Genomic DNA, 22,031 nt, shown 5'->3' on the forward strand with positions numbered 1-22,031 from the left:
CTTTGCGGGCAGCCTTTTCAACGATTCGGGGTCAGTCGACGAACTGATCCAGCGTCGTCTCGAGACCGTCGCCGTTCCGAACTTCGCTCACCAGCGCACCGTCGATGTCCAGACCGAGCACTTCGACGGCAGCCTGACCGACCCGATCCCGGAGCTCCGCCGGCGTATAGACCCCGAGCCGCCACTGGGAGTACTGGGCGGCACGGAGCGCCTCGACCAGCGGCGACTGTTGCTCGAGCCGCCGGATTTCGCCGCTGACCATCACCCGAGAACTCGACTCCGTCATCGACGGGCGACTCGGCACGTCGAGGATAACGGCCTCGTCGTCGACACCTGCGCTATCGGCGATCTCGCGTTCGAACTCGCGGATTTTCTCGTGGTCGGCCTCGATAACCCCACCAGGGACGGCGTCGATCTCGGCCCAGACAGCCCGCTTGAACAGGTCTCGCTGGTCGAGTCGCCGGGAGAGGTCCGCCGTCGCCTCGCAGGATCGCAAGGCGACGAGCAAGTCGGCGTCGTCCATCCGCTGGAGGGTGGTGGCGTCGACGTCGTCGTCGGCGTCGAGCAGCCGTTCCGCAGCCCGACGCAACATCGCCTTGCTGATCCGGGCGACGCTGTGACTGTAGACCGTCGGGTTCATCAGCGCACGCGCGACGAGCAGGCTCTCGGCGGTCTGGACGTTCCCCTCCTCGAGGACGAGTTCCCCGTCGACGAACGCCAGTTCCCGGAGGAGACGGCCGGGATCGATCGTCCCGTACGGCACGCCCGTGTGGTGAGCGTCCCGTACCAGGTAGTCCATCCGGTCGACGTCGAGTTCGCCCGAGACGAGCTGGCCGAACCGACCCTCGCCCGCGACCAGGTCCGCGACCGTGTCGGGCTCGAGGTCGTGGTCGCGCAACACCTCGCCGACCTCGCCGTCGGCGAGCAGGTCGTGGACGTCGTCGTGGTAGCGCCCGGTCCGGCGGTAGGTCAGCGACTCGAGGTTGTGGCTGAACGGGCCGTGACCGACGTCGTGGAGCATCGCGGCGGCCTTTACGCGTTTGGCTCGCTTTCCTTCGACCTCGAGGTGCTCTATGGCCTGGCAAGCGAGATGGTAGACGCCGAGACTGTGTTCGAAGCGAGTGTGGTTGGCGGAGGGATAGACGAACGAGACGGTGCCGAGCTGTTTGATGCGTCGAAGCCGCTGGAGGGCGGGCGTATCGAGCAGGTCCCGCGCAACGCCGTCCACGTGGATGTGATCGTGGACGCTGTCCTTGATGACCTTCATGGCGGGTCTTTGGCGGGTTCGTACAAAAAATGTGGTTTTCTCGAGGATCGATTTTCGACAGTTCGGTTGTCTCAGCGGGCTAAGTCCGTCTCTCGGCGACAGGTGTGTCGCCTACTGGACAGTGTCGTTCGTCCGGGAGAACGCCGGACTCGCCGCGAGTCGACGTCGCCGGCCGTGGTACTACTATTCCCAGCCTCGTAGGGCACCGTCGCATGACTGGCGAGCACGAGCACGAAGACGGCCCGCTCGAGCGAGACGACCAGGAGATTGGCGCCGAAATCGCCGACGATCCCGAGACGCTCCTTTCGGCGCTTCCACATTATTATCGCGGCGAGGTCAGCCAGGCGACGAGTTCCCAGGATCGAATCGATCAAACGACGAACTGGGCAATCACGGTGCTGGCGGCGGTTCTCTCTATCGTGTTCTCGAGTCCGGAGATGCCTGCGTACTTGCTTCTGGTCGGCGTCCTCGTGCTCTGTATCTTCCTCTGGTACGAGGTTCGTCGGTACCGGTTTTACGACATGTACCGGGCGCGAGTCCGCTTTTTCCAGGAGAACGTCTTCGCGAACGCACTGGAGCCGGTGGGGGCGGAACATCCGCGGTGGCGCGAGGAGTTGAGCGGCGACCTTCGGTATCCGACGTTCAAAGTGAGTACATGGGAAGCGCTATCTCGGCGGATACGCCGCATCTACGCGCTCCTGTTCGGCGTCATCGGTGTCGCATGGATCGCGAAGGTGACCATGTTCACGCCGGAAACCCAATGGACGGAGGCAGCCGAGTTACCCGGTGTTCACGGTATAATCGTCGCAGCCCTGCTCGGGTCGTTTTACCTCGGTCTGTTCGCCATCGCGAAGTGGCCCCACGATCGAAGAGCGAAAGGCGAGGTGTACGGCGAAAAACCGGGGGAGTGGAAAGACGAGTAGCACGGAATACGGCACAGTCGTTCGACAGTCACGCCGATTCGTCCGTCTCAGTAATCGCTGCACCAGGTGCGTTCCGGAGGACGCTTCGAATCCCCTTCTTTGCGTTTCGTTTGGTCGTATACCCCTCTCCACTCGTCGCGATCACGTTCCCGTTCCGATGGACGAGCCGCCACCGCCACTCGTCCGCTCGATCCTTGAACAGCTGGAATTGGCCGAGACTTTCGATCGGCTCCGACAGATCGACCTCGTCGAACGCGGTTACGGACTCCGTTTCCCGGCCCTCCGATTCGGCACCGTCTTCGGCTTCGGCCGGCTCCAACCACTCCACCTCGAGTTCCAGTTCGATCTCCTGGTCACCGTTCGACTCCCGTTCGATCTCGAGTTCGAAAGAGAGTGAGTCCGCGAGTCGGAGCGACTCGTTCCGATCGTCGGCGGAGACCCGGATCGTCTCTCCACTATCGATCTGATCGGCGAGTGCGCGGAGAATAGCGGCGACGTCCGTTCGTGACTTCTGCGTCTCGACCGCGAGTAGTTCGCTCATAGCAGACGGTCACCGAACACCCCTAAATAGCCAGTTGCACGCGTTACTGACCTTCTATCTCGCAAGTATGAAGCCAGTCCTCCGTCCGCACAGTACCGGCCGTCGATACGTTGGTTGAATTCGTCCGCATGGCCACTATACAACTATACCACAGTTTTCCTCCCGAACCCATTATATTACGTTCAGACGGAACATTCTAGATCATCTCTTAAATATGATATTTATGATTTCCCTTCTCTCAGGCCGTTCGAATCTAACGGGAACTCCGAAGACGGCATCGTTTCGGACTGTAGTAATGGATAAACCGGCGCGTGTTCCGCTATACGGCCCGAGTGTCCGTTGGGAATGAACTCCGGTCCGAGATCCCATCAGTATTGAATTATCGGCCACGATCTGAACTGCCGAGAAGATCCGCCAAATATATCGAATAAACAGATTACTATTAAAATACATAGTTCTGGCTGCTCACACTCATAAACAGAAGGAGTGTTGTGATCGCCACATTCGAGAGTGATCTGGCTGGTGAATCTCTCGAGATAACACATTCCGCCGGAAAGACACAGCAAGCGACGCTTCGTGGAAGGTCAGTCAGTCGATACGGTACGTCTCCACTTTCCCTTCGTCAACGTCGATCCCTAGTCCGGAGCCGTCGGGAACAGCTATTGCTCCGTTGTCGACCACGAGCGGTTCCGACAGGATGTAATCGGCCCAGCCGTAGTAGACTGAATCCGGTGCGAGATTCAGGGCGGGCGTGCTAGCGTACAGGTGCAACACGGCCGCCTGCTTAATTCCCAGGTCGAACCCGTTATGATGCGTGAGGGAGAGTCCCGCCCGCTCTGCGACCGCGATTTGTTCCCGGACAGCGGTCAGTCCTCCTGCGGGGACGAGGTCGACGCAGGCGACGTCGGCCGCTGAGCGCTCACAGAGGTAGTACAGGTTCCGGGGGAAGTACGTGTCCTCGTTGACGGCAATCGGGTGTCGGAGCCGCTGGCGGAGTCGTTCGTAGGTGCCGTAGCTGTCGATCCGACAGGGTTGCTCCATGTACTGCAGGTAGATCCCGTCGTCCTCGAGCATCGCGCCGACGCGAACGGCCTCGTCGGTCGACCAGCCCTGGTTCGGGTCGATCCGAAGTTCGAGCTCCCCGTCGGTCGCCTCGTGTATCGCCCGAATCCGCTCGACGTCGTGTTTCCAGTCCGGTCCGGCTTTCGTCTTGAGGACGTCGAACCCCTCCTCTACTGCACGCCGGGCGTATCGCCGCGAATCCTCGATCGAGTGCATCCCCAGACAGTAGGCGACGTCGACCGAGTCTCGGACGCCACCACCGAGCATTTCGGAGACGGAGGCGTCGCGGACCGTCCCGAGTGCGTCCCACAGTGCGGTTTCGACGGCGCCGAGAAACGGCCGGGTCTTCACGTACGGATAGTAAAACGAGTCGAGGAACTCTCCGATATCCTCGAGTCGGCGGCCGACGAGATTCGGTTCGATCACGTCTTCGATTACGGCACAGGTCACTCGAGCGGACTGCATCGCGGTCAACATTTCTCCCCAGCCAGTCACGCCATCGTCGGTTCCGACTCGGACGAGCGTTCGACCGACCGTTTCGACCTCGTCGTGGTTGCTGCTGTAGGGAGCCAGCCCACCTTCCTCGAGCGGTGCGACCGGCACCTCGACTGGGATGGCTTCGACACTCGTAACTGTCGTTCTCATTTGTCACCCTCTCCGGTCTCCTCGAGCGGGTCGCTCTCCCAGTAGGGGTGGTCGTCCGAGTAGTCTCTGAAGCAGGCCGCGTGGTGGTCGGTGTCGTCGTGAGTCAACAGCGGATCCTCCTGCGTACAGGCCGTTCGCGCCTTCGGACAGCGGGTGTGGAACGAGCACCCGCTCGGGGGATCGATCGGGTCTGGAATATCGATGTTGCGCAGCGGGGAGCCCTCGACCTCACCGTCCGCGTCGGCGTCCTCGGTCGACCACTTCAGGATCTTCGTGTACGGGTGTTTCGGGTTCGAGATGACCTCCTCGCCGGGGCCGATCTCGACGATCTCTCCGAGGTACATGACTGCGATGCGGCCGCCGACGCTGGCCGACAGGTACCGCGCGTTCGAGAGGTTGTGCGAAGTAAACAGGTACGAGGTGTCGAACACCTCCTGCAGCTCGAGCATCAGGTCCATCATTTCGACGCGCAACGAGACGTCCAGCGCGGAGACGGCTTCGTCTGCGAAGATCACGCCAGGATTCATCGAGAGCGCGCGAATCAGTGCGACCCGCTGTTGTTCGCCACCGCTTAGCTGATGTGGATACCGGTGAGCGTAGTCCTCCGGTGGCGACATACCGACGTGTTCGAGCATCGCGAGGATCCGTTTCTCGCGGTCGGCGTAATCCATCTCCTCGTTCCACTGTTTGAGCGGGACCTCGAGGTTCGCCATGACCGTCCGGTTGGGGTTGAGCGAACTCCCCGGATCCTGATGGATGATCTGCAGCGACTTCCTGATCTCCTCGAAGGGGATCGACACCTCTCCCGTGCCGTCTTTGGCGGCCCAGACGTCCTGTCCGTCGTACTCGAGACGTCCGCCAGTCGGTCGCTGGGCGGCGACGACGGTCTTCCCGAGCGTCGTCTTTCCACAGCCGCTCTCGCCGACGAGTGCGACGACGTCGTTCTCGTAGAGATCCAGATCGACGCCGTCGACCGCACGAACGGGACTCGGTTCGGAGAACAGCCCCTCGAGGAGACCGACCTGCTGGTCGAAGTGGACTTCGACGTCGGACAGCGAGAGGATCGGTTCGTCGGACTGTTCTCCCTCGAGTCGGGCCCGTGGCTCTGTCTCTGCGTCGTTTTCACCCTGCGAGAACGGAATCTCCTCCGCAGCGTCTTCCCAGTGGAAGCAGGCGGCACGGTGATCGTCCTCGGGCGAGACGTCCTGAAACGCCGGGTCCTCGAGTTCGCACTGCTGGTCCGCGAGCGGACACCGTGGATGGTACGTACAGCCGTCCGGGAGGGAAACGGGGTCGGGGCTCGACCCCTCGATAGGAGTGACGTCCTCGAGCGGGGTGTCGAGCGTCGGGATAGCCTTCAGTAACGACCGCGTGTACGGATGCGAGGGGTTCTCGAAGATCGCCCCGGCGTCGCCGACTTCGACGAAGTCGAAGGCGTAGAGGACGGCCAGTCGATCCGCCAACCCCGTCACCAGCGGGAGGTCGTGCGTGATGAAGACGATGGTGAGGTCGTACTCCTCTTTGACCGTCTCCAGCAGACTCAGTATCGACCGTTGCATCAGCAGGTCCAGGGCGGCGGTCGGCTCGTCCATCACCAGCACGTCCGGCTCCAGCACGAGACTCAGTGCGATGAGCGTCCGCTGTGACATCCCGCCGCTCAGTTCGTGCGGATACGAATCGAGGATGCGATCCGGATCGAGGTAGAGTGCTTCCAGGAGCTCTTTGGCGTGTTCTAACCCCTCGTCGACGGGGTAGTCGTGAGCCGTCAGCGTTTCGACGAAGTGGCCCTGGATATCCATCGTCGGATTGAACGAGTTCATCGCACCCTGGAACACCATCGAGACGCGTTCCCAGCGGAACCGACGGAGTTCGTCGGGCCCCAGGTTTAGGACGTCGACCGGCTCGTCGTCTTCGGGATAGTAGGTGATCGAACCGCTGACCTGCCCCGGATCGACGACGGCGTCCAGCAGTGCGTCCGCGAACATCGACTTCCCCGAGCCGGATTCGCCGACGACGCCGAGGATCTCGTTCCGACGGACGTCCATGCTCACGGAGTCGAGCACGCGAGACTCTCCCCGGTCCATGTCGAACCGTACCGTCACGTCCTCAGCGCTCATCACCACGTCGTCCGCTCGAGCGTCCGAGCGAGTCTGTTCGCTCGTCGCCATTACACCCACCGCCGGATCCGACCGGCCGCTGCTCGAGACTGTCGTCTTCCGGTGGTACGTCCACGTACCGAGTACATGCGACGACGTGGGTTGTGCAGTTACTTGAAATTTGTGTCGTGGGAACAGATGGCAGATATCGCCCTCGGGGTGGAGACGGACGGAGTCAACGTACTCCTAGAGACGACTCTCCACAATCGTTATAGGTGTTCGTTGGGATACGTGGATTAATGACTGAGACGGTGTGGGATCGGATCTGCGAGTACGAGTTCGCCTTCCAGATCCTCAGCGTTCTCGTGTTCACGCTTGGGATCTTGACGTTGCTCTCCTTTCCATACGTCGAGCCCGGAACGGCCGAGTACGTCATCGTGCAGTACAACCTGCTGGTCGTCTCGGCGTTTCTCGCCGTGATCCTCGCCGTCCGGTTCAAGTGTCGGTGAGTTCGTGGGTTCGGCAGACGTGCTCCGAGAAGCCGCTTCCGGCGGACGTGCTCAGCGAACTGCGCCCTCCGGCGGCGCACTGGGCTCGTGATCTCCGTCGTCACCCTCGCCCTCGCTGGCCGTCGTCTTCTGGTGGCGAGCCCGGATGCGCGGATTGAACAGTTTGTCCGCCGCCTGTGCGATCAGGATCAGCCCGAGCGAGAGGAACACGACCGCGAACATGGGAGCCAGAAGCCAGTGGGCCGCTCCCCAGGAGTACAGCGCGCCGCCGCTCGAGTAGGCCGTGTCCATCGTCACGCCCCAGTTCGGGTCAGTGGTGGGGAGGACGCCGAGGAAGTACAGCGCGATCGAATCGAAGACGATCCCGCGAGAGGCGCTGACGAAGCTGACCAGGATGTACGGCATCAGGTTCGGAGCGACGTCTTTCAGGATGATCTTCCACGTCGAGATTCCCATGAGTCGATTGGCCTCGACGTACTCGACGTTTCGCAGCGGGAGCATCTGCGAGCGGATCGAACGGGCGAGTACCGACCACGCGGGAATCGCGAGGATGATACCGACGACGTACGGGTTCCGGGGTTCGAACAGGAACGCCAGCACGATGACCAGCGGAAGCCCGGGAATCGCCATCAGCGTGTCGGTCACGACCATGAGTGCCTGGTCAATCCGGCCGCCCTTGTAGCCGGCCACCATTCCGACGATCGAGCCGACGGTGACGGCAAAGACGCCGCCAGCGAACACCATCTTCAGCATCGGCGGCGTCGCGTGGACGACGTCCGCGAGGAGGCTCCGACCGGAGCTGTCGGTTCCCAGTGGGTACTCCCACGTCTGGAACGGCCCGACCAGCATGTTCGCGGTGTCCGTCTCGGGTGGTGCGATCAGGTACGGTCCAACGATGCCCATAAGCAGGTAGGCAGTAAGAATCACGACGCCGACTTTGCCTCGCCAGTCGCTCAGGATGATCCGCATCGGGGCCAGCACAGTCCGGTCCAGCGTTCGGGACCAGCGTTCCTGTCGCGTCGTTTCACCCGTCGTCGGCGTCTGGAACGGGAAGTCGTCGGTTCCAGCGGTATCGTCAGAATGACTCATCGGTCCCTCCCTCCTGTGCACGTGGATCGAGCTTTCCGTACGTCAGTTCGGCCAGGAACAGCGCAGTTACGACCGCGATAGTGATTACGATAAACGCACCCATCATCAGCGGGAAGTCCCGCGCCTCGATGCCCTGGAACAGGTAGTACCCGATGCCCCGGTAGACGAAGATCGTCTCGAGGACGACGGCGCCACCGAACGCGTAGCCGATGACGACCATCATGTTGGTGTACAGCGGCAGTACGGCGTTTCTCGCGACGTATCGAAGCGTCAGGCGGTGTGTCGGCAGTCCCCGGAGACGCCCGACGCGGAGGTAATCCTCGCCGAGGACGCTGATACTGTTTGCCCGCATCGCCAGCGCCCAGCCGCCGAGTCCCGCGAACGCCCACGAGAGGGCCGGAAGCGTGGCGTGGTAGATGACACTCGACATGAACTGGATATTCACGCCCGGCGTCGTCCGATCGTCGTAGCGGCCGGTGACCGGAAACAGATCCAGTTGGTGACCGAGGACGTAGACCAGCAGGATTGCGATGATGTAGTATGGAATCGAGTTGCTGACGATCGAGAAGATCGTCGCGACGTTGTCGAACCGGCTCCCCTCGAGGTACGCCATCAGTGCACCGAGCGAGATGCCGATCGCGAACGAGATCGCGATCGCGTTCAGCATCAGGAACACGGTCCAAGGCATCGCCGTCCCGAGTAGCTCGCTGACTGGTTCGTTGAAGTAGATGGAGGTGCCAAGATCGCCCCTGAGCAACGACGACATGTAGTCGACGTACTGCTCCTGGAGCGTCGCTTCGGGATGCATGTTCAGATACACCGCAGCCATCGCCTCGATTTCACCCTCGCTGAGACCCTGCTGACGCGACAGCTGAGCCTGCAGGTAGTCCATCGGACTGCCCGGGAGGAAGTGGATTAGCACGAACGTAAAGTGGATCACGAGAAAGACAGTGAACCCTGCTCGTGCTGCCCGTTTCAGTACCCAGTGCATTTCCGGTTGTATGCGATACTTCCACACCCATATAGATACCGATTGTCATACTTGGAATTCGAACACGATCGCGACTCGTCGAATCGAAAAGGGCCAGAAGGACTGCCAGCTACTCGAACTGCTGACGTCCCCAGCAGTTGATCTATCGTCCGGTGTATCGATGAGGTTCGGACCGATCAGTCATCGGACGCGTGCAGGTGCCCCGTTCGGGCGAGATACATCCACGGCTGTTCCGATCGGATTCGCGGATCGTCCATGTCGACGCCCCAGTCCCAGTTGTCGGTCGCGACGTAGTTCAGACGGAACTCCGTACAGGTCTGGACGCCGTGTACCCACTGGTTGTAGATCCACGCCAGTTCTTCGACTCGCTCCTCGACTTCTTCGTCGGTCTCCGCCTGGTTCATCGCCTCGATCCGTTCGTCGACGTCGACCGTCTCGAGGTCGTTGTCCTCGTCGCCCGGCGGCCAGGGGACGGTAACCTCAGAGAGCTGGTTGTTCCACCGATCGGTATCCGGCGACGAGACGTCACCCATCGTGTTCCGGTAGGAACTGGCCGGATGTGGGGATGCAGGGCCGGACGTGTAGATCGCGATTTCGAAGTCGTGTTCCGCCATTATCTGGGTCTCGAGCGTGACGAAGTCTTCGCCGATACCCTCTGCGGTGATCCCGAACCGATCGAACTGTTCGACGACGTTCTCGTAGGACGGAACGTTCGCGGCGAAGTCCACCGGATAGAGGATCTCGACCTCGAGTTCCTCTCCCGTGTCGGCGGCGACCCAGCTGTCGCCGTCGCGCTCGTAGCCGGCTTCCTCCATCTTCTCTTCGGCGAGGTCTTCCTGGACCCAGCCCGTGTCGCTGTTGCCGTAGTTGGTGAAGTCGTCGACGATCCCGTCGAGCCACAGCTCGTCCATCGGCGAGTTCAGTCCGGTGACGTTGTTGGGGTCCGGATAGTCCATGATCTCCTCGCCGAAGATATCGACGTACTCGGTCGGGTCGTACATGTAGGCGATCGCCTGTCGGAGGGCGCGACCCTCCTCGCTGTCCTCGCCCCAGGCCGAATCAGGGCTGAACTGGATCGTCTGGAAGCCTTCCTGAGGGCCGGTCATGATCTCCCAGTGGTCGCCCATCGATTCGCGAACCTCCTCCGGCGTGTCACCCGTGAATCCGTGGATGTTGTCGGCGATCGCCGCCTCGTGGAACGCCGACTCGCCTTCCCCGAAGTCGACGATTTCGAAGCCCGCCCAGTTCATGTCGTTGCCGTCGTCCCAGCCGATCGGGTAGCCGTCGTACGGCTCCATGACGATCCTCGAGTCGGTGACCTCGACCAGTTCGACCGGTCCGTTACCGAGGCCGGCGTCGATCGCCTCTTCGCCGTCGATCGAGAAGTTCGCGAGGTCCTCGTTGATGTCGGCCAGTTCGTCGTCGGTCGTCGCGTCCTCGGCGCGCTCGATGAACTCCTCGTGGAGTTCGGGATGGGTGTAGATCCACCGATTGAACATGTCTCCGAGGAACACGTGTTCGATCAGTCCTTCGGCGACGTTCTCGATCTCGAACTCGAGCGTGTGTTCTCCGGGCGCGTGCACGTCGGTAGCGTAGTCCCAGATCGGGTCGCCCCACACTTCCGCCAGTCGGAAGTGGTCGACGGCGTGATCCGCCGTCAGCGGCGTCCCGTCGTGCCACTCGAGGCCTTCCCGGAGGTCGAACGTGACCGTGCCACCGTCGGTATCGAACGTCCAGTCCTCGGCGAACTGCGGATACCAGTCGGAGGCGTCGGCCGAGAAGTACGCGAGCTCTTCCCACAGTAACCCGGTCTCGAAGAACAGCTGACTGTCGAGACTCCAGAGGTTGAAGTGAGCCTGCTCGAGGTTGCCAACCGCCGGAAGGACGAAGTACTCGTCCTCGCCTCCGTCGCCAACACCGAGACACCCTGCGACTGAACCGATTGCGCCACTCGCTGCGACCGTCTGCAGCCATTTTCGGCGGGACCAGGTTGCACTCTCCCTGACCATGTCATTGTTCGGCATACGCATTGCTATATTAAAACCAACAATATAAATCTGCCGACGATATCGGTCTCGAATAACTGAACTCGAGCCTTCGCCGCCAAAATGGGTGATTCGTCGACTGAATCGTGAGCGGTGCCGGACTGACGTGGCCAACCCACGTCCGATACTGACTCGAGCGAAACGTATATCTTCCAGCCGGGAAGGGAATGTAGCATGGCAGAAACACGCACGGCCGAGACGGGAACGTCGATCGGCGAAACGGTTCTCGACTCGCTGTCGCTCAAACTCGCCGTCACCGGACTCGCGATGACTGCCGTCGGGTTCGTCGTCCACGACGGCGTGATACCGGCGTTCATGGTCATCTGGGGTCTCGCACTGCTCGTAATTGGCTCCGTTTCGTACGCGGCGATCGCTTACCGGGCGTCGTAGGCCCTGCTCGTCGGAACTCGACGAATCGATCGGCGTGGATACACCCCCAGATCCGTCTGTTTCCTGCTCCTGAGCGAGCTTGTTGCCGGTTGGATTCCGTTCCGTATCGTCGAAGTCATCGCCGACCGCTGTCGGTGTCGACCAGCAGGGACAGTTCTGGTATCGACGGTGCTACCGCATTATCCTACGATCGGTGCGCTGAACGAGTCGGACGAGACAGTCATCAGAAACTATCAGTTTCATTCATGGAGAATCGCCTCCTTCCGAGACGATTACAGCCGTACTGCTGTAAATAATTTCTCCGCCCGAGATCGGCGTTCTCGGCGGACGTCGTCGCGGATCGAGCGCCTTTTCCTGCCCCATGTTATCTCCAAACATAGACTGTACCGCTGATACTCCGTTTCACTATCGCTGAAACGGGACTGGAATCTCGACATTTCTCGACGAACTGCCGGATGAAATCGACAGCGGTAGACTAATGTTCGTGGCTTCCAATCGAAATGACAACGAATGACACGCGAGGCGAAAAATCCGGTGAAAGCGACTCGACGTTCGATCGCCATACTGGAGGCGCTCTTCGAACTCGGAACTGCAAGCCTCACGGACGTCTCCGCCCGACTCGACCTCCCCGACAGCACCGTTCACAACCACCTCAGTACGCTCGTCGAGGGCGGGTTCGTCACGCGAACTGACGGTGTGTATCGATTGAGTCTCCAGTTTCTCACCTACGGCGAGTCCGCCCGGGACCAGTACAGGATCACCGATGCCGCCCGCACCGAACTTCGCCACCTCGCGTCCGAAACCGAAGAGTCCGCGAGCGCATTCGTCGAAGAGGACGGCCGGGGGTTCCTGCTCGCACACGAGCGCGCCGACAGCGATCTTCCCCTCGATCTCTATCCCGGAAAACGCGTCCCGCTTCACGCGACCGCTTTCGGAAAGGTCCTCCTCGCGGATCGGCCCGACGAAGAGATCGAGGCCATCATCGATCGCTGCGGACTCGCGGCGTGTACGTCGGAGACGATAACCGACCGGTCGGCGCTTCTGGACGAACTCGCCGACGTCCGGTCGGATGGCCACGCGGTCGCCGACGAGGAACGCTTGCGCGGCGTCAGGTCGGTCGCAACGGCAGTCCGAAACGAACGTGGCGTCGCGGTCGGTGCCGTGGGCATCACCGGCCCGACGAGCAGACTCACTCCCGAACGACTCCGTGGCCCGGTCCTCGAGGCGGTGATCGACACCAAAAACGTCATCGAACTCCAGCTCGCGTACTCGTAACCGGAGACCGGTCTATTCGCCGGCGTTACGGCTCTCTCGAGAACACCGATCCGCCGCGTCGTCGGTGCTGTGACGAGAACCAGGTGAATCGACTTTCGCACTACTTTTGGCGAGCGTTCCGAGGACGGCAGCGTCGCTGGCACCGGTAACGGACGGAACCGACCCGGGACGATCGGCGTCGAACAGGGCCGCGAGCAGGCCGAACAGCACCGCCTCGCGGGAGTCGGGGGCGATCCCCCGCTTTCCGCTCGTTTCGACGGGAACGGAGAGTCGATCCTCGAGTCGCGAGAGCACGGTCTCGTTGTACGCACCGCCGCCGGAGACGACGACCCGGTCCGGATCGAGGTCGACGTGGCGCTCGTAGGCGTCCGCGATCGACTCGCTGGTGAGCGCGGTAACCGTCGCGACGACGTTGTCGGCCGCCAGGCCGTCCTTGCGGGCCCGCTCGAGGACGCGCGTCGCGTAGCCGTCGCCGTACCGCTCCCGCCCCGTCGACTTCGGTGGCGCGCGCTCGAGATACGGGTCGTCGAGGAGATCGGTCAGCAGGTCGTCGTCGACGGTCCCGGCGGTAGCCATCCGCCCGTCCTCGTCGAACTGGCGCTCGCCGTCGGTGAGTCGCTCGACGACGGCGTCGATTACCATATTCCCGGGACCGGTGTCGAACGCTGTGACGGTAGACCAGTCCCCGCCTTCCGGGAGGACGGTACAGTTGCCGATACCGCCGATATTCTGGACGATCCGGTCTTCCGACGCCCGACCAAACTGGATCCAGTCCAGCAGCGGCGAGAGCGGCGCGCCGTGGCCTCCTGCGGCAACGTCGGCCGACCGGAAGTCGGCGACGGTGTCGATCCCCGTCTCTCGGGCGATCACGCTCGGATCGCCGACCTGTAGCGTCGCTCGCGTTCGTCCGAGGTCAGCGGGAAGCGGTTCGTTCGCCGGCGAGTGCCAGACGGTCTGGCCGTGGCTCCCGATCAGGTCGACACCTTCGGGTGCGACGTCGGCGGTCTCGAGGAGACCCTCGACGGCGCGGGCGAACCGCCTGCCGACGGCGACCCGCGCTCGCGCGAGTTCCTCGACCGTCGTCGCCTCGTCACAGATGGATCGAACGTACTCCCGGAACGACGGCTCGTACTCGTCCGTGACGAACGCCTCGCGCTCGACCGTTGCTTCCGTGAGCGGCACGTCCGCGTCCGGGAGGTCGACTCGACAGAGCGCCGCGTCGACGCCGTCGAGCGACGTACCCGACATGAGTCCGATAGTACGGTACGAAGTCACGTTCGGGTCATTAGCAGGAACTGACTAAACGATACCGACGGAGGAGAACCGAGATCGTCACCGAAGACTGGCAGGCGGCCGACCGCGAGGCCGCTCGTCGCCGACGAGAACGTCGACGAGTGCGCGGAGGTTGCCCGCCGACGGGTCGTACGTCGTCAGGAACGGCTCGACGGCCGGCAGGTGGTGGACGTCGTACGGGTTGTTCACGGAGACGACGACGGGCGAGTGACTGGCGTCGAGAAGGCGCTCGAGAGCCGACGCCTGCGCGGGGTTCCGGGCGACGTTCGCGGCACAACACAGGAGCTGGGATCCAACAGGAATGGACGAGAGGTCGGCGGGTTCTTCGCGGTCTACCTCGAGGACGTGTGTCTCGAACCCACGGTCCGTAAGCTGGGCCGCCAGTACGTCCAGCGCGGACTGGGTTTCTGCCGCCGGCGAACCGCCGGTCGTTCGGGGCCCAACGATGTACAGCGGTTCGTCCGGGTCGAACGGCAGCGCTGTGTCGAACTCGCCTCGAACCAGCGTCACTGCGTCACGCGAGAGGTCACGGAGGGCAGCGAGGTCGGAGTCCGCGGCAGGGTCACTCTCCGCCCCGGACCGTTCGGGACGGAGGTCGCGCCGGGATTTCAGCGTGAGGATGCGCTCGACCGACTCGTCGATACGGTCTTCGGCGAGTTCGCCGGTCTCGACCGCCTCGAGGACGGCTTCGATCGCCCGGCGCTGTCGGTCCGCCGAGTGCGAGACGAGGACGACGTCGGCACCGGCGGCGATCGCCTCGACTGCACCACGTTCGGTGCCGACGGTGTCCGCGATGGCGTTCATCTCCATGCAGTCGGTCGTGAGCAGGCCGTCGAATCCCAGCCGATCGCGCAGGAGATCGGTCAGGACGGCCCGTGACAGCGTCGCTGGTTTCGTCTCCGAGCCGGTGATCGCCGGGAAGGCGACGTGTGCGGTCATGATGGCGTCGATCCCTGCGTCGATCGCCCGCTCGAACGGCCGGAATTCGACGTCCTCGAGTCGATCCCCGTCGGCGTCGACGACCGGGAGCTCCGCGTGGGAGTCGGTCGAGGTGTCACCGTGACCGGGGAAGTGTTTCCCGCAGGCGACGACGTCGGCGGACTGTAACGCCTCGAGGTAGCGCTCGCCGAACGTGGCGACCTCGTCGGGGTCTTCGCCGTAGGAACGGACGCCGATAACCGGGTTATCCGGGTTGTTGTTCACGTCGAGGACGGGCGCGAGGTTACAGTTGATGCCGACGCTCCGGAGCTGGGCCGCCGTGACGCGTGCGACGGTCTCCGCGGCGTCCGGGTCGTCGGTCGCGCCGGCGGCCATCGCTCCCGGCGTCTCCGTGTAGTACGGGAGGCGACGAACCGTTCCACCCTCCTGATCGACGGAGAGAAACAGCGGGATTTCTGCGCCCTCCTCGAGAGCGGTTCGCTGGAGCGACCGCGAGAGAGTTCGCGTCTGTTCGGGCGTCTCCAGGTTTCGCGAGAAGTAGATGACCCCGCCGACGTGGTACTCCCGGATCAGCGACCGGATTTCGTCCGTCGGTTCGGTGCCCGGAAAACCCACGTGAAATAGCTGTCCGACCTTCTGCTCAAGCGTCAGATCTGCGACGGTGGTCTCCATTATTGATACAGGGTGTAGTCGTCGAGGAGGTCTGCGAACGCCTCCCGTTCTTCGTCCCACCGTCGGTCGAGACGGTCGTACACGTCGTCCGCGCTCTCGTTAGGATCGACGTCCGAAATCGTTTCCCGGAGGGTCCGGCCGCCGGCCAGCTTGTCGACGAAGTGCTCGCCGTTCGATTGCACCCAGTCGGACTCGGGGTACAGCTGGAACGCCGTGATCAGCATCTTCACGCCGATTTCGACCGGCGCGATCTCGTCGCGGTCCATCACGTGAATCTGGACGCCCTCGACGTCCTGGCGCTCGTGTTTCGAGAACATCGGCGTGAAGTACGCCGGGCGGAAGGCACAGCCGTCGACGTCGAGGTCGTTGAGCGTCGCCGCCCACTCCTCGGCGTCGACCCAGGGCGCGCCGATCAGTTCGAACGGCTTGGTCGTCCCGCGACCCTCCGAGAGCGTCGTTCCCTCGAACAGGCAGGTCCCGGGATAGATCGTCGCGGTGTCGAGCGTCGGCATGTTCGGAGACGGCGGCACCCAGGCGAGCTCGAGTTCGTCGTACCAGGTGTCGTGGGTCCAGCCCTCGAGTTCGACGACCTCCAGGTCGGCCCCCAGGTCGAACTCGCCGTTGAAGTACCGGGCCAGTTCCCCGACGGTCAGCCCGTGCGTGATCGGGAGCCGGCGCCCGCCGACGAACGACTCGTGGTCGGGCGATACGCGGTTCCCGTCGACCGCGAGCGGCGCGATCGGGTTCGGCCGATCGAGGACGACGAACGACGTGTCAGTCTCGCTGATCCCTTCCAGAGCGTACGCGAGCGTGTAGATCAGGGTGTAGAACCGGCAGCCGATGTCCTGCATGTCGTAGACGACCGTATCGAGATCCTCGACCATATCGGGCTCGAGCCGGCGGTTGTCGCCGTACAGACTCGTGACCGGTAGCCCCGTTCGTTCGTCGACGCTGTCGTCGACCTTCACGCCGGCCTGCTCGTTTCCACGAATGCCGTGTTCCGGCCCGAACAGCCGGACGAGTTCGACGTCGTCGTGATTGTATAGCGTGTCGATCGTCGGAACCAGTTCGGAGTCGACGCCCGACGGATTAGTGATCAGGCCGACGCGGTCGCCCGCGATCGGTTCCATCTGCGTGTCTACTAACGTCTCGATGCCCACGCGAACCATACTGGCGGTTACCGAGGGCGTGATTATAAATATGTGGGTGAGTCGCAAATTCAGTCGGCTCCAGGCGCTCGCGAGGCGTCACTCGAAGTGAGGCATCACGTCGTCGGCGAGCGCGTCGATCGTCCGGCGCGGGTCGCCAACTTTCGAGACGACGATGACGCGGTCGATGCCCGCTTCCTCGAGCCGTTCGACGACGGGGACGAGGTCGCTCGCGTCGTCGGTCACGTTGTTGAGCGTCCGTAACTCTTCGTCGCTGACGTCGGCCAATCGCTCGTCGGCGAGAGACTGGATCTCTCTCGGATCCGCGGTATCGAGTTCCTCGTGGGGCGTGTACTCTCCTTTGGCCCGGAGTTCGTCGACGAGGTCGTCCGGATCGCCGACGTGGGCCGACAGCTGTACCGAGATGGTGCCGCCGCCGGAGTCTTCACGCTCGGATTGCCCGGCCTCGAACGCCGGTGCGAGCGTCTCTTCGATCAGGTCGGCGTCGCCGGCCGTGATGAGGTTGCCGGCGTACTTGCCGGCGCACTTCGCGGACTGGGGCCCCCACGCCGCCCAGTGGAGCGGAATCTCCGACCGGGGCTTCGTGTAGAGTTTCATCTCGTCGTACTGGTAGTACTCGCCCTCGTGGGAGACGTACTCGTCGCGCTCCCAGAGCGTCTCCATCAGGTCGAGCGACTCGATGAGCATCCCCGCCAGCGTTCCCCAGTCGGGCCACTCGCCGTCGTAAAACCGAGCTTCGTTGAGCGCCTCGCCAGTTCCGACGCCGAACTCGAGCCGCCCCGGATACGCGTTGTCGATGGTCGCGAGCGCCTGGGCCAGTACAGGTGGTTCGTACCTGATCGTTGGACAGCTCACGCAGGTACCGACAGTGACGTCGGGAACCCGCTCGACGAGCGAGCCGAGCCACGGCAGGACGTGGTGCGTGTACGGTCGATTGTCGAGCCAGGGGACGAAGTGGTCGCCGATCCAGATACCGTCGAATCCAGCGTCCGCGGCGTACGCGGCTAGCTCGAGATCGTCACCGGGGGAGCGAAAGCACCCCCCAACGTTGTAGTGCCACTCGATTGGCATGTACTCACCAGATCGACGAACCGCATTAAAACTTCCCCGCCGAGACCGCATTTCGATGGCGAGCTGTCACGTGAGCTTCGTCACGCCGTTCGGTGCGACCCAGTCGAGTTGCGTCTCCGTGAGGAGCGCGTGATTGTAGACGAACACCTCGCCGTCGATCCGCTCCGTGACGCGATCCAGAAGCCGTTCCCACTGCTCGCGGTCCTCGACCACCGACGGGTCGAGGGTGAGTCCCGCGTCGATCGGGTGATCCAGCGACTCCTCGCAGTCGGTCAACCGGGCGTCGATCTCGTCTATGTCGTCGGTGTAACAGAGTGCCGTGACGTCGTCGACGTACTCCCCGAGGAGCCCCGGTGTGACGCCGCTCGGCCAGAGGCTCGACGGGGCGTAGCCGCCGCCGTCGGCGAGGTAGTACGAGAGACGTGCGTCGTCGCTGGCCGCAGCGAGCGTCGCGAGGAGGTCGCCGATGACCGCCGAGCGGAACTCGAACAGCGCGTCCAGTTCCGGGTGCTCTGCGACCAGTTCCGACAGGGATGGCGTCGGTTCGGTGGTAGTGAGATACTGCTCGCACAACCGGGATACGACCGCTTCGGCAGCTGAGAGATCGACGATCCCTCGTTCACGTGCTTCGCGATGGCAGCCGTCGCAGAAACACTGCGAGACGAGGAATTCGTCGGCCCGGTTCGTTATCACGTGGTCCTTGTGGTGGCCGAAGCGGTCGCCGTGGCCGTGAACGACGCTCGGGAACCCGAGCGACTCGAGGTCGACCCGTTCGACGTCGTAGTGGGCGATATTGCGAACGATCCCGGCGTAGTAGCGTCGTACTTCGTCGTGGGAGGGACAGAGCGCGTGATCGTGTGCAGTCCCGAACGCGTCCTCGATTCGGTACTCCGGCCACGCTCCGGCCAGGCGCGTCCCGTGAGCGCAGACGAGCCACGCGTCGACGTCGATTCCGCAGTCGTTCGCCGTCGCGACGATATCGGCGAACGCGTCGGGGTGCTGGTAGCTCTCGTTTCGTGGCGGATCGATCGGCGTCCGCTCGAAGTACGTCTCGTCGGGGTCGAACAGACAGCCTCCCGGAAACGTGTCGAATCCGAGGTCGTCGGCTTTTGGGTCGAACGTCCGAACCGAGTGATAGTGGGCGGCGACTTTCAGGTGATCGATGCCAGCGTCCGCGAGCCCCTCTATCGTCGTCTCGGGGCAAGGATCCGATAGACTCCACGGATAGGTCCACAGACCGGTCATTGGGGATACTTATCTATCAGCAAGTAAAACTCTTTTCCACGACTTACACGTCGTCAGCTGTGACTCTCGCCTCCACGTTCGACGGGGTCGCCCCCGATTTTATGGTATCCGAGTCGTATACTCGAGCCATGTGCCGGTACGAGACGAAGTTCGACGACGGTGATTTCTACCTGGAAACCGACGACGGCTGGCTCGAGGTGGGAGCCGAAGCGACGTTGCTCGAGTTACTCGGCGAGACGTACGCACTCGAGTACGACGATCGCCAGCAGGCAGTCTCGTGGCTCGAGACCGACGAGGACGGCGTACTGACTTTCGACGTTCGGGAGACGCTCTCGGAGCAGACGTTTACCGAGGATTTCGTCGCCCAGATCGCCGACTGTGATCCGGACGCGACGACCGACGAGGGCGTTCCGGTTCGGACGGCAGTCTTCGCCGATATGATGCGTTCGATCTGGGACGCCAAAGGCAACCTCGAGGCGTAGCTGCCGACCACAGTGCAGGCAGTTCGACGGTTACCCGCCGTTCGACTGCACACCACACTTAATACGTATCCGCCGGAAGTTCACGCTGGATGAAAGCAATCCAGACTGACGAGGCACCGGAGAGTATCGGTCCCTTCTCGCAGGCGGTCCTGGACGGCGATCGACTCTACGTCTCCGGCCAGGGACCGGTCGACCCGGACACGGGCGAAATCGTCGACGGCGACATCGCGACCCAGACGGAGCGAACGCTCGAGAACGTGGACGCAGTCCTGCAGGCGGCCGGCTGTTCGCTCGACGACGTCGTCAAGGCGACCGTCTACGTCCAGGACATGGACGACTACGACGCCATCAACGAAGTGTACGGTCGCTACATGAGCGAGCCGTATCCGGCACGCAGCGCCGTTCAGGTCGAGGACCTCCCCATCGACATCGGCGTCGAGATCGAAGTCATCGCGTCGGTCTGATCGGACGACGCGAAGGTTTTTGTGGACGTACTGAGATTCAATTCGTGTGATTCGTGATCAGCTCACGCACTCGAGTTCCTGGGTCGGCCGGACAGCAGGAGAGATCCGCGAGGTCGGCGAGTCGGACGGCTCGATCCTGATCGTCCCCGTCGGAAGCGTCGAACAGCACGGCGACCACCTCCCGGTCGGGACGGATACGCTGCTGGCCTCGGCTGTCGCGACCCGCGGTGCCGAACTCGCCTCGGACGTCCCAGTCGCGGTCACGCCGCCGATCTGGAGCGGCTACTCGCCACATCACCTGCAGTTCGGCGGCACCCTCACGCTCTCGTTCGAGACCGCACTCGCCGTCGTCGAGGACGTCGTCTCGAGCGGCCTCGAGAACGGGTTCGACGCCGTCCTGCTGGTCAACGGCCACGGCGGGAACGGCCCGCTCGTCGGCGCGGCAGTCAGCGAAATCGGCGTCGATCATCCCGACGCCGAGGTGACCGGCATCACGTACTTCTCCCTGGCGGAGTCGTTCGCCGACGAGATCCGTGACAGCGAGGACGGCGGGATGGCTCACGGCGGCGAGTTCGAGACCTCACTGCTGTTGCACCTCTATCCCGACCTGGTTCGCGAGGACGGCGACGCGACACCGCTCGAGGAGCCGTACGACCTCGGCGACGCCGACCTCCTCGCGCCGGGACCGCTCTCGGTCTACCGATCGTTCGAGGAGTACTCGGAGTCGGGTGCGATCGGCGAACCCGAACTGGCGTCGGCCGAGAAGGGGCGCGAACTCTTCGAGCGACTCGGGGACGAACTCGAGACGCTCCTCCGGGAGATCCACGAGCGAAACCGGGATACCTGATCAGTCCGGAAGCGCGTCGAGGTACGTGTTCCAGACCGCCTCGGGATCGTCGCAGGCGATGCTGGAAATCGACGCACAGCCGTCGTACCCCCACGTGAAGACGCTGTCGACGCCACCCTCGACGGCCGTTTTCGTCGCCTTCTCGACTGTACGAATGGTCTCGGGGTCGTCGTCGAGCCGGAACCCCTGGATCCAGATCTGACTCTGCAGGTCGTACTGGTCGGCGAGCGCCACGACCCGATCCGTGTACTCGGCGACGAACGACGTCGCGTCGGTCGCGTGCTCGAACGCATCCCAGTAGGGATCGGTCGCGAACACGTCGAGGTGATCGCTCGCCGCGAGAGTGTCCCAGTCGGAGAGCCCGTGTGCGGCGTCCTGGCGCGGGAGCAGGCAGACGGCGTTGCGCGCGCCCGCATCGCGGACGACGGCCATCGTCTCCTCGAGAAACTCGAGCAGAGACTCCTCCCTGAACTCGTCGGTTCGGTCGGTCCGCTCGTCTGGAAGCGGTTCGTCGTACCGGCGTTCGTACGCACGTTGACAGTGGTCGCAGTGACAGGCCCACGCACCCTCGGGGACGTCGACGTCGGCCCACTCCGAGATGAACCAGTGGGGTTCGTCCCAGAAGACGACATCCGCGCCGATCCCGACCGCCGCCTCGGTCCACTCCTGCACGAACCTCCTGAACGTCGGATGGTTGAAACAGGCCGCCGGAACCGCGTCGCCGCTCGAGAGCCGCTGGCGGGCCTCGGGGTGGCGACCGACGAACTCCGACAGTGCCTCGCCGCCGAAGACGCGCCCGACACCCCAGGGGTTTACGTAGACGGTGAATCCGCGCTCGTGGCTCGCCTCGATCGTTCGCTCGAGGGTGCCGCGATAGTACTGCAGGTCGCGCTCGCTGAACGTGTGCAAGACCGCGTTCAGTCCCGCGTCCGCAAATCGATCCAGATCTCGGGTCGCGTGATCGACGTTTCTCACGCCGAAGTAACTGGTACCGCGTTCTAGCATTCACGCTATCC

The 22,031-nt window shown here is 63.1% G+C and carries 20 protein-coding genes; 7 read left to right on the top strand and 13 right to left on the bottom strand.

The features are described from left to right. Nucleotides 1-31: 31 nt before the first annotated feature. On the bottom strand, nucleotides 32-1,267 hold the full coding sequence (locus BLR35_RS10255; protein WP_090381301.1) for an HD domain-containing protein: 1,236 nt from the start codon (nucleotides 1,265-1,267) through the stop codon (nucleotides 32-34). Between the two features lie 212 nt (nucleotides 1,268-1,479). On the opposite strand from BLR35_RS10255, the gene BLR35_RS10260 reads away from it, so the two are divergent. Beyond that, entirely contained in the window at nucleotides 1,480-2,190 is a 711-nt protein-coding gene (locus BLR35_RS10260; protein WP_090381303.1) for a DUF2270 domain-containing protein, read from the top strand. Between the two features lie 28 nt (nucleotides 2,191-2,218). Here BLR35_RS10260 and BLR35_RS10265 read toward each other — a convergent pair whose 3' ends face one another. From BLR35_RS10265 to BLR35_RS10275, 3 genes are all read right to left on the bottom strand, one after another. Beyond that, nucleotides 2,219-2,731, bottom strand: coding sequence for an HVO_2922 family protein (locus BLR35_RS10265; protein ID WP_090381306.1), 513 nt, complete (start codon nucleotides 2,729-2,731; stop codon nucleotides 2,219-2,221). Between the two features lie 588 nt (nucleotides 2,732-3,319). Then, nucleotides 3,320-4,438, bottom strand: coding sequence for a mandelate racemase/muconate lactonizing enzyme family protein (locus BLR35_RS10270; RefSeq protein WP_170831008.1), 1,119 nt, complete (start codon nucleotides 4,436-4,438; stop codon nucleotides 3,320-3,322). Further along, nucleotides 4,435-6,606 carry an ABC transporter ATP-binding protein gene (locus BLR35_RS10275; protein ID WP_090381308.1) on the bottom strand — a complete coding sequence of 724 codons (2,172 nt, stop codon included), beginning with the start codon at nucleotides 6,604-6,606 and terminating at the stop codon, nucleotides 4,435-4,437. Before BLR35_RS10275 ends, BLR35_RS10270 begins: the two co-directional genes overlap by 4 nt. 227 nt (nucleotides 6,607-6,833) lie before the next feature. Here BLR35_RS10275 and BLR35_RS10280 point away from each other — a divergent pair, with 227 nt between their 5' ends. Then, on the top strand, nucleotides 6,834-7,043 hold the full coding sequence (locus tag BLR35_RS10280) for a hypothetical protein (protein WP_090381311.1): 210 nt from the start codon (nucleotides 6,834-6,836) through the stop codon (nucleotides 7,041-7,043). A 51-nt stretch (nucleotides 7,044-7,094) separates the two neighbouring features. Here BLR35_RS10280 and BLR35_RS10285 read toward each other — a convergent pair whose 3' ends face one another. The 3 genes from BLR35_RS10285 to BLR35_RS10295 all read right to left on the bottom strand — a co-directional run bounded on the left by BLR35_RS10285 (nucleotide 7,095) and on the right by BLR35_RS10295 (nucleotide 11,147). Then, entirely contained in the window at nucleotides 7,095-8,132 is a 1,038-nt protein-coding gene (locus BLR35_RS10285) for an ABC transporter permease (protein ID WP_090381314.1), read from the bottom strand. Further along, nucleotides 8,119-9,123, bottom strand: coding sequence for an ABC transporter permease (locus tag BLR35_RS10290; RefSeq protein ID WP_090381317.1), 1,005 nt, complete (start codon nucleotides 9,121-9,123; stop codon nucleotides 8,119-8,121). Before BLR35_RS10290 ends, BLR35_RS10285 begins: the two co-directional genes overlap by 14 nt. 176 nt (nucleotides 9,124-9,299) lie before the next feature. Next, nucleotides 9,300-11,147, bottom strand: coding sequence for an ABC transporter substrate-binding protein (locus BLR35_RS10295; RefSeq protein WP_170831009.1), 1,848 nt, complete (start codon nucleotides 11,145-11,147; stop codon nucleotides 9,300-9,302). Nucleotides 11,148-11,342: 195 nt separating this feature from the next. Between BLR35_RS10295 and BLR35_RS10305 the strand changes: the two genes are divergently transcribed. Beyond that, on the top strand, nucleotides 11,343-11,558 hold the full coding sequence (locus tag BLR35_RS10305; RefSeq protein WP_090381325.1) for a hypothetical protein: 216 nt from the start codon (nucleotides 11,343-11,345) through the stop codon (nucleotides 11,556-11,558). 510 nt (nucleotides 11,559-12,068) lie between these two features. Continuing rightward, nucleotides 12,069-12,833 (top strand): IclR family transcriptional regulator, encoded by a 765-nt coding sequence (locus BLR35_RS10310; RefSeq protein WP_090381328.1) that lies wholly within the window; start codon nucleotides 12,069-12,071, stop codon nucleotides 12,831-12,833. 12 nt (nucleotides 12,834-12,845) lie between these two features. Here BLR35_RS10310 and BLR35_RS10315 read toward each other — a convergent pair whose 3' ends face one another. The 5 genes from BLR35_RS10315 to BLR35_RS10335 form a co-directional block, all read right to left on the bottom strand. Next, the gene (locus BLR35_RS10315) at nucleotides 12,846-14,108 is read right to left on the bottom strand and encodes an anhydro-N-acetylmuramic acid kinase (protein ID WP_139169268.1); all 1,263 of its coding nucleotides are present in this window, start codon (nucleotides 14,106-14,108) and stop codon (nucleotides 12,846-12,848) included. 57 nt (nucleotides 14,109-14,165) lie between these two features. Further along, on the bottom strand, nucleotides 14,166-15,737 hold the full coding sequence (gene nagZ / locus BLR35_RS10320; RefSeq protein WP_090381334.1) for a beta-N-acetylhexosaminidase: 1,572 nt from the start codon (nucleotides 15,735-15,737) through the stop codon (nucleotides 14,166-14,168). After that, nucleotides 15,737-16,906, bottom strand: a complete 1,170-nt coding sequence (locus BLR35_RS10325) for an exo-beta-N-acetylmuramidase NamZ family protein (RefSeq protein WP_090381336.1) — start codon at nucleotides 16,904-16,906, stop codon at nucleotides 15,737-15,739. The genes nagZ and BLR35_RS10325 overlap by 1 nt, the downstream gene beginning before the upstream one ends. A 78-nt stretch (nucleotides 16,907-16,984) precedes the next feature. Continuing rightward, nucleotides 16,985-17,977 carry an LLM class flavin-dependent oxidoreductase gene (locus tag BLR35_RS10330; RefSeq protein WP_170831010.1) on the bottom strand — a complete coding sequence of 331 codons (993 nt, stop codon included), beginning with the start codon at nucleotides 17,975-17,977 and terminating at the stop codon, nucleotides 16,985-16,987. A gap of 66 nt (nucleotides 17,978-18,043) precedes the next feature. Beyond that, nucleotides 18,044-19,222, bottom strand: coding sequence for a hypothetical protein (locus BLR35_RS10335; protein ID WP_090381340.1), 1,179 nt, complete (start codon nucleotides 19,220-19,222; stop codon nucleotides 18,044-18,046). 128 nt (nucleotides 19,223-19,350) lie between these two features. Here BLR35_RS10335 and BLR35_RS10340 point away from each other — a divergent pair, with 128 nt between their 5' ends. The 3 genes from BLR35_RS10340 (at nucleotide 19,351) to BLR35_RS10350 (ending at nucleotide 21,015) form a co-directional block, all read left to right on the top strand. After that, complete coding sequence (locus BLR35_RS10340) at nucleotides 19,351-19,704, top strand: hypothetical protein (RefSeq protein WP_090381342.1); 354 nt, start codon at nucleotides 19,351-19,353, stop codon at nucleotides 19,702-19,704. An 89-nt stretch (nucleotides 19,705-19,793) separates the two neighbouring features. After that, a complete protein-coding gene (locus BLR35_RS10345) occupies nucleotides 19,794-20,168 on the top strand; it encodes a RidA family protein (protein WP_090381345.1) in 375 nt (124 codons plus the stop codon). 46 nt (nucleotides 20,169-20,214) lie between these two features. After that, the gene (locus BLR35_RS10350; RefSeq protein WP_244510224.1) at nucleotides 20,215-21,015 is read left to right on the top strand and encodes a creatininase family protein; all 801 of its coding nucleotides are present in this window, start codon (nucleotides 20,215-20,217) and stop codon (nucleotides 21,013-21,015) included. Here the strand turns inward: BLR35_RS10350 and BLR35_RS10355 are convergent, their stop codons facing one another. Further along, complete coding sequence (locus BLR35_RS10355; protein WP_090381347.1) at nucleotides 21,016-22,020, bottom strand: alpha-amylase family protein; 1,005 nt, start codon at nucleotides 22,018-22,020, stop codon at nucleotides 21,016-21,018. Between the last annotated feature and the right edge of the window lie 11 nt (nucleotides 22,021-22,031).

This window comes from Natronobacterium texcoconense, from assembly GCF_900104065.1.
GTDB lineage: Archaea > Halobacteriota > Halobacteria > Halobacteriales > Natrialbaceae > Natronobacterium > Natronobacterium texcoconense.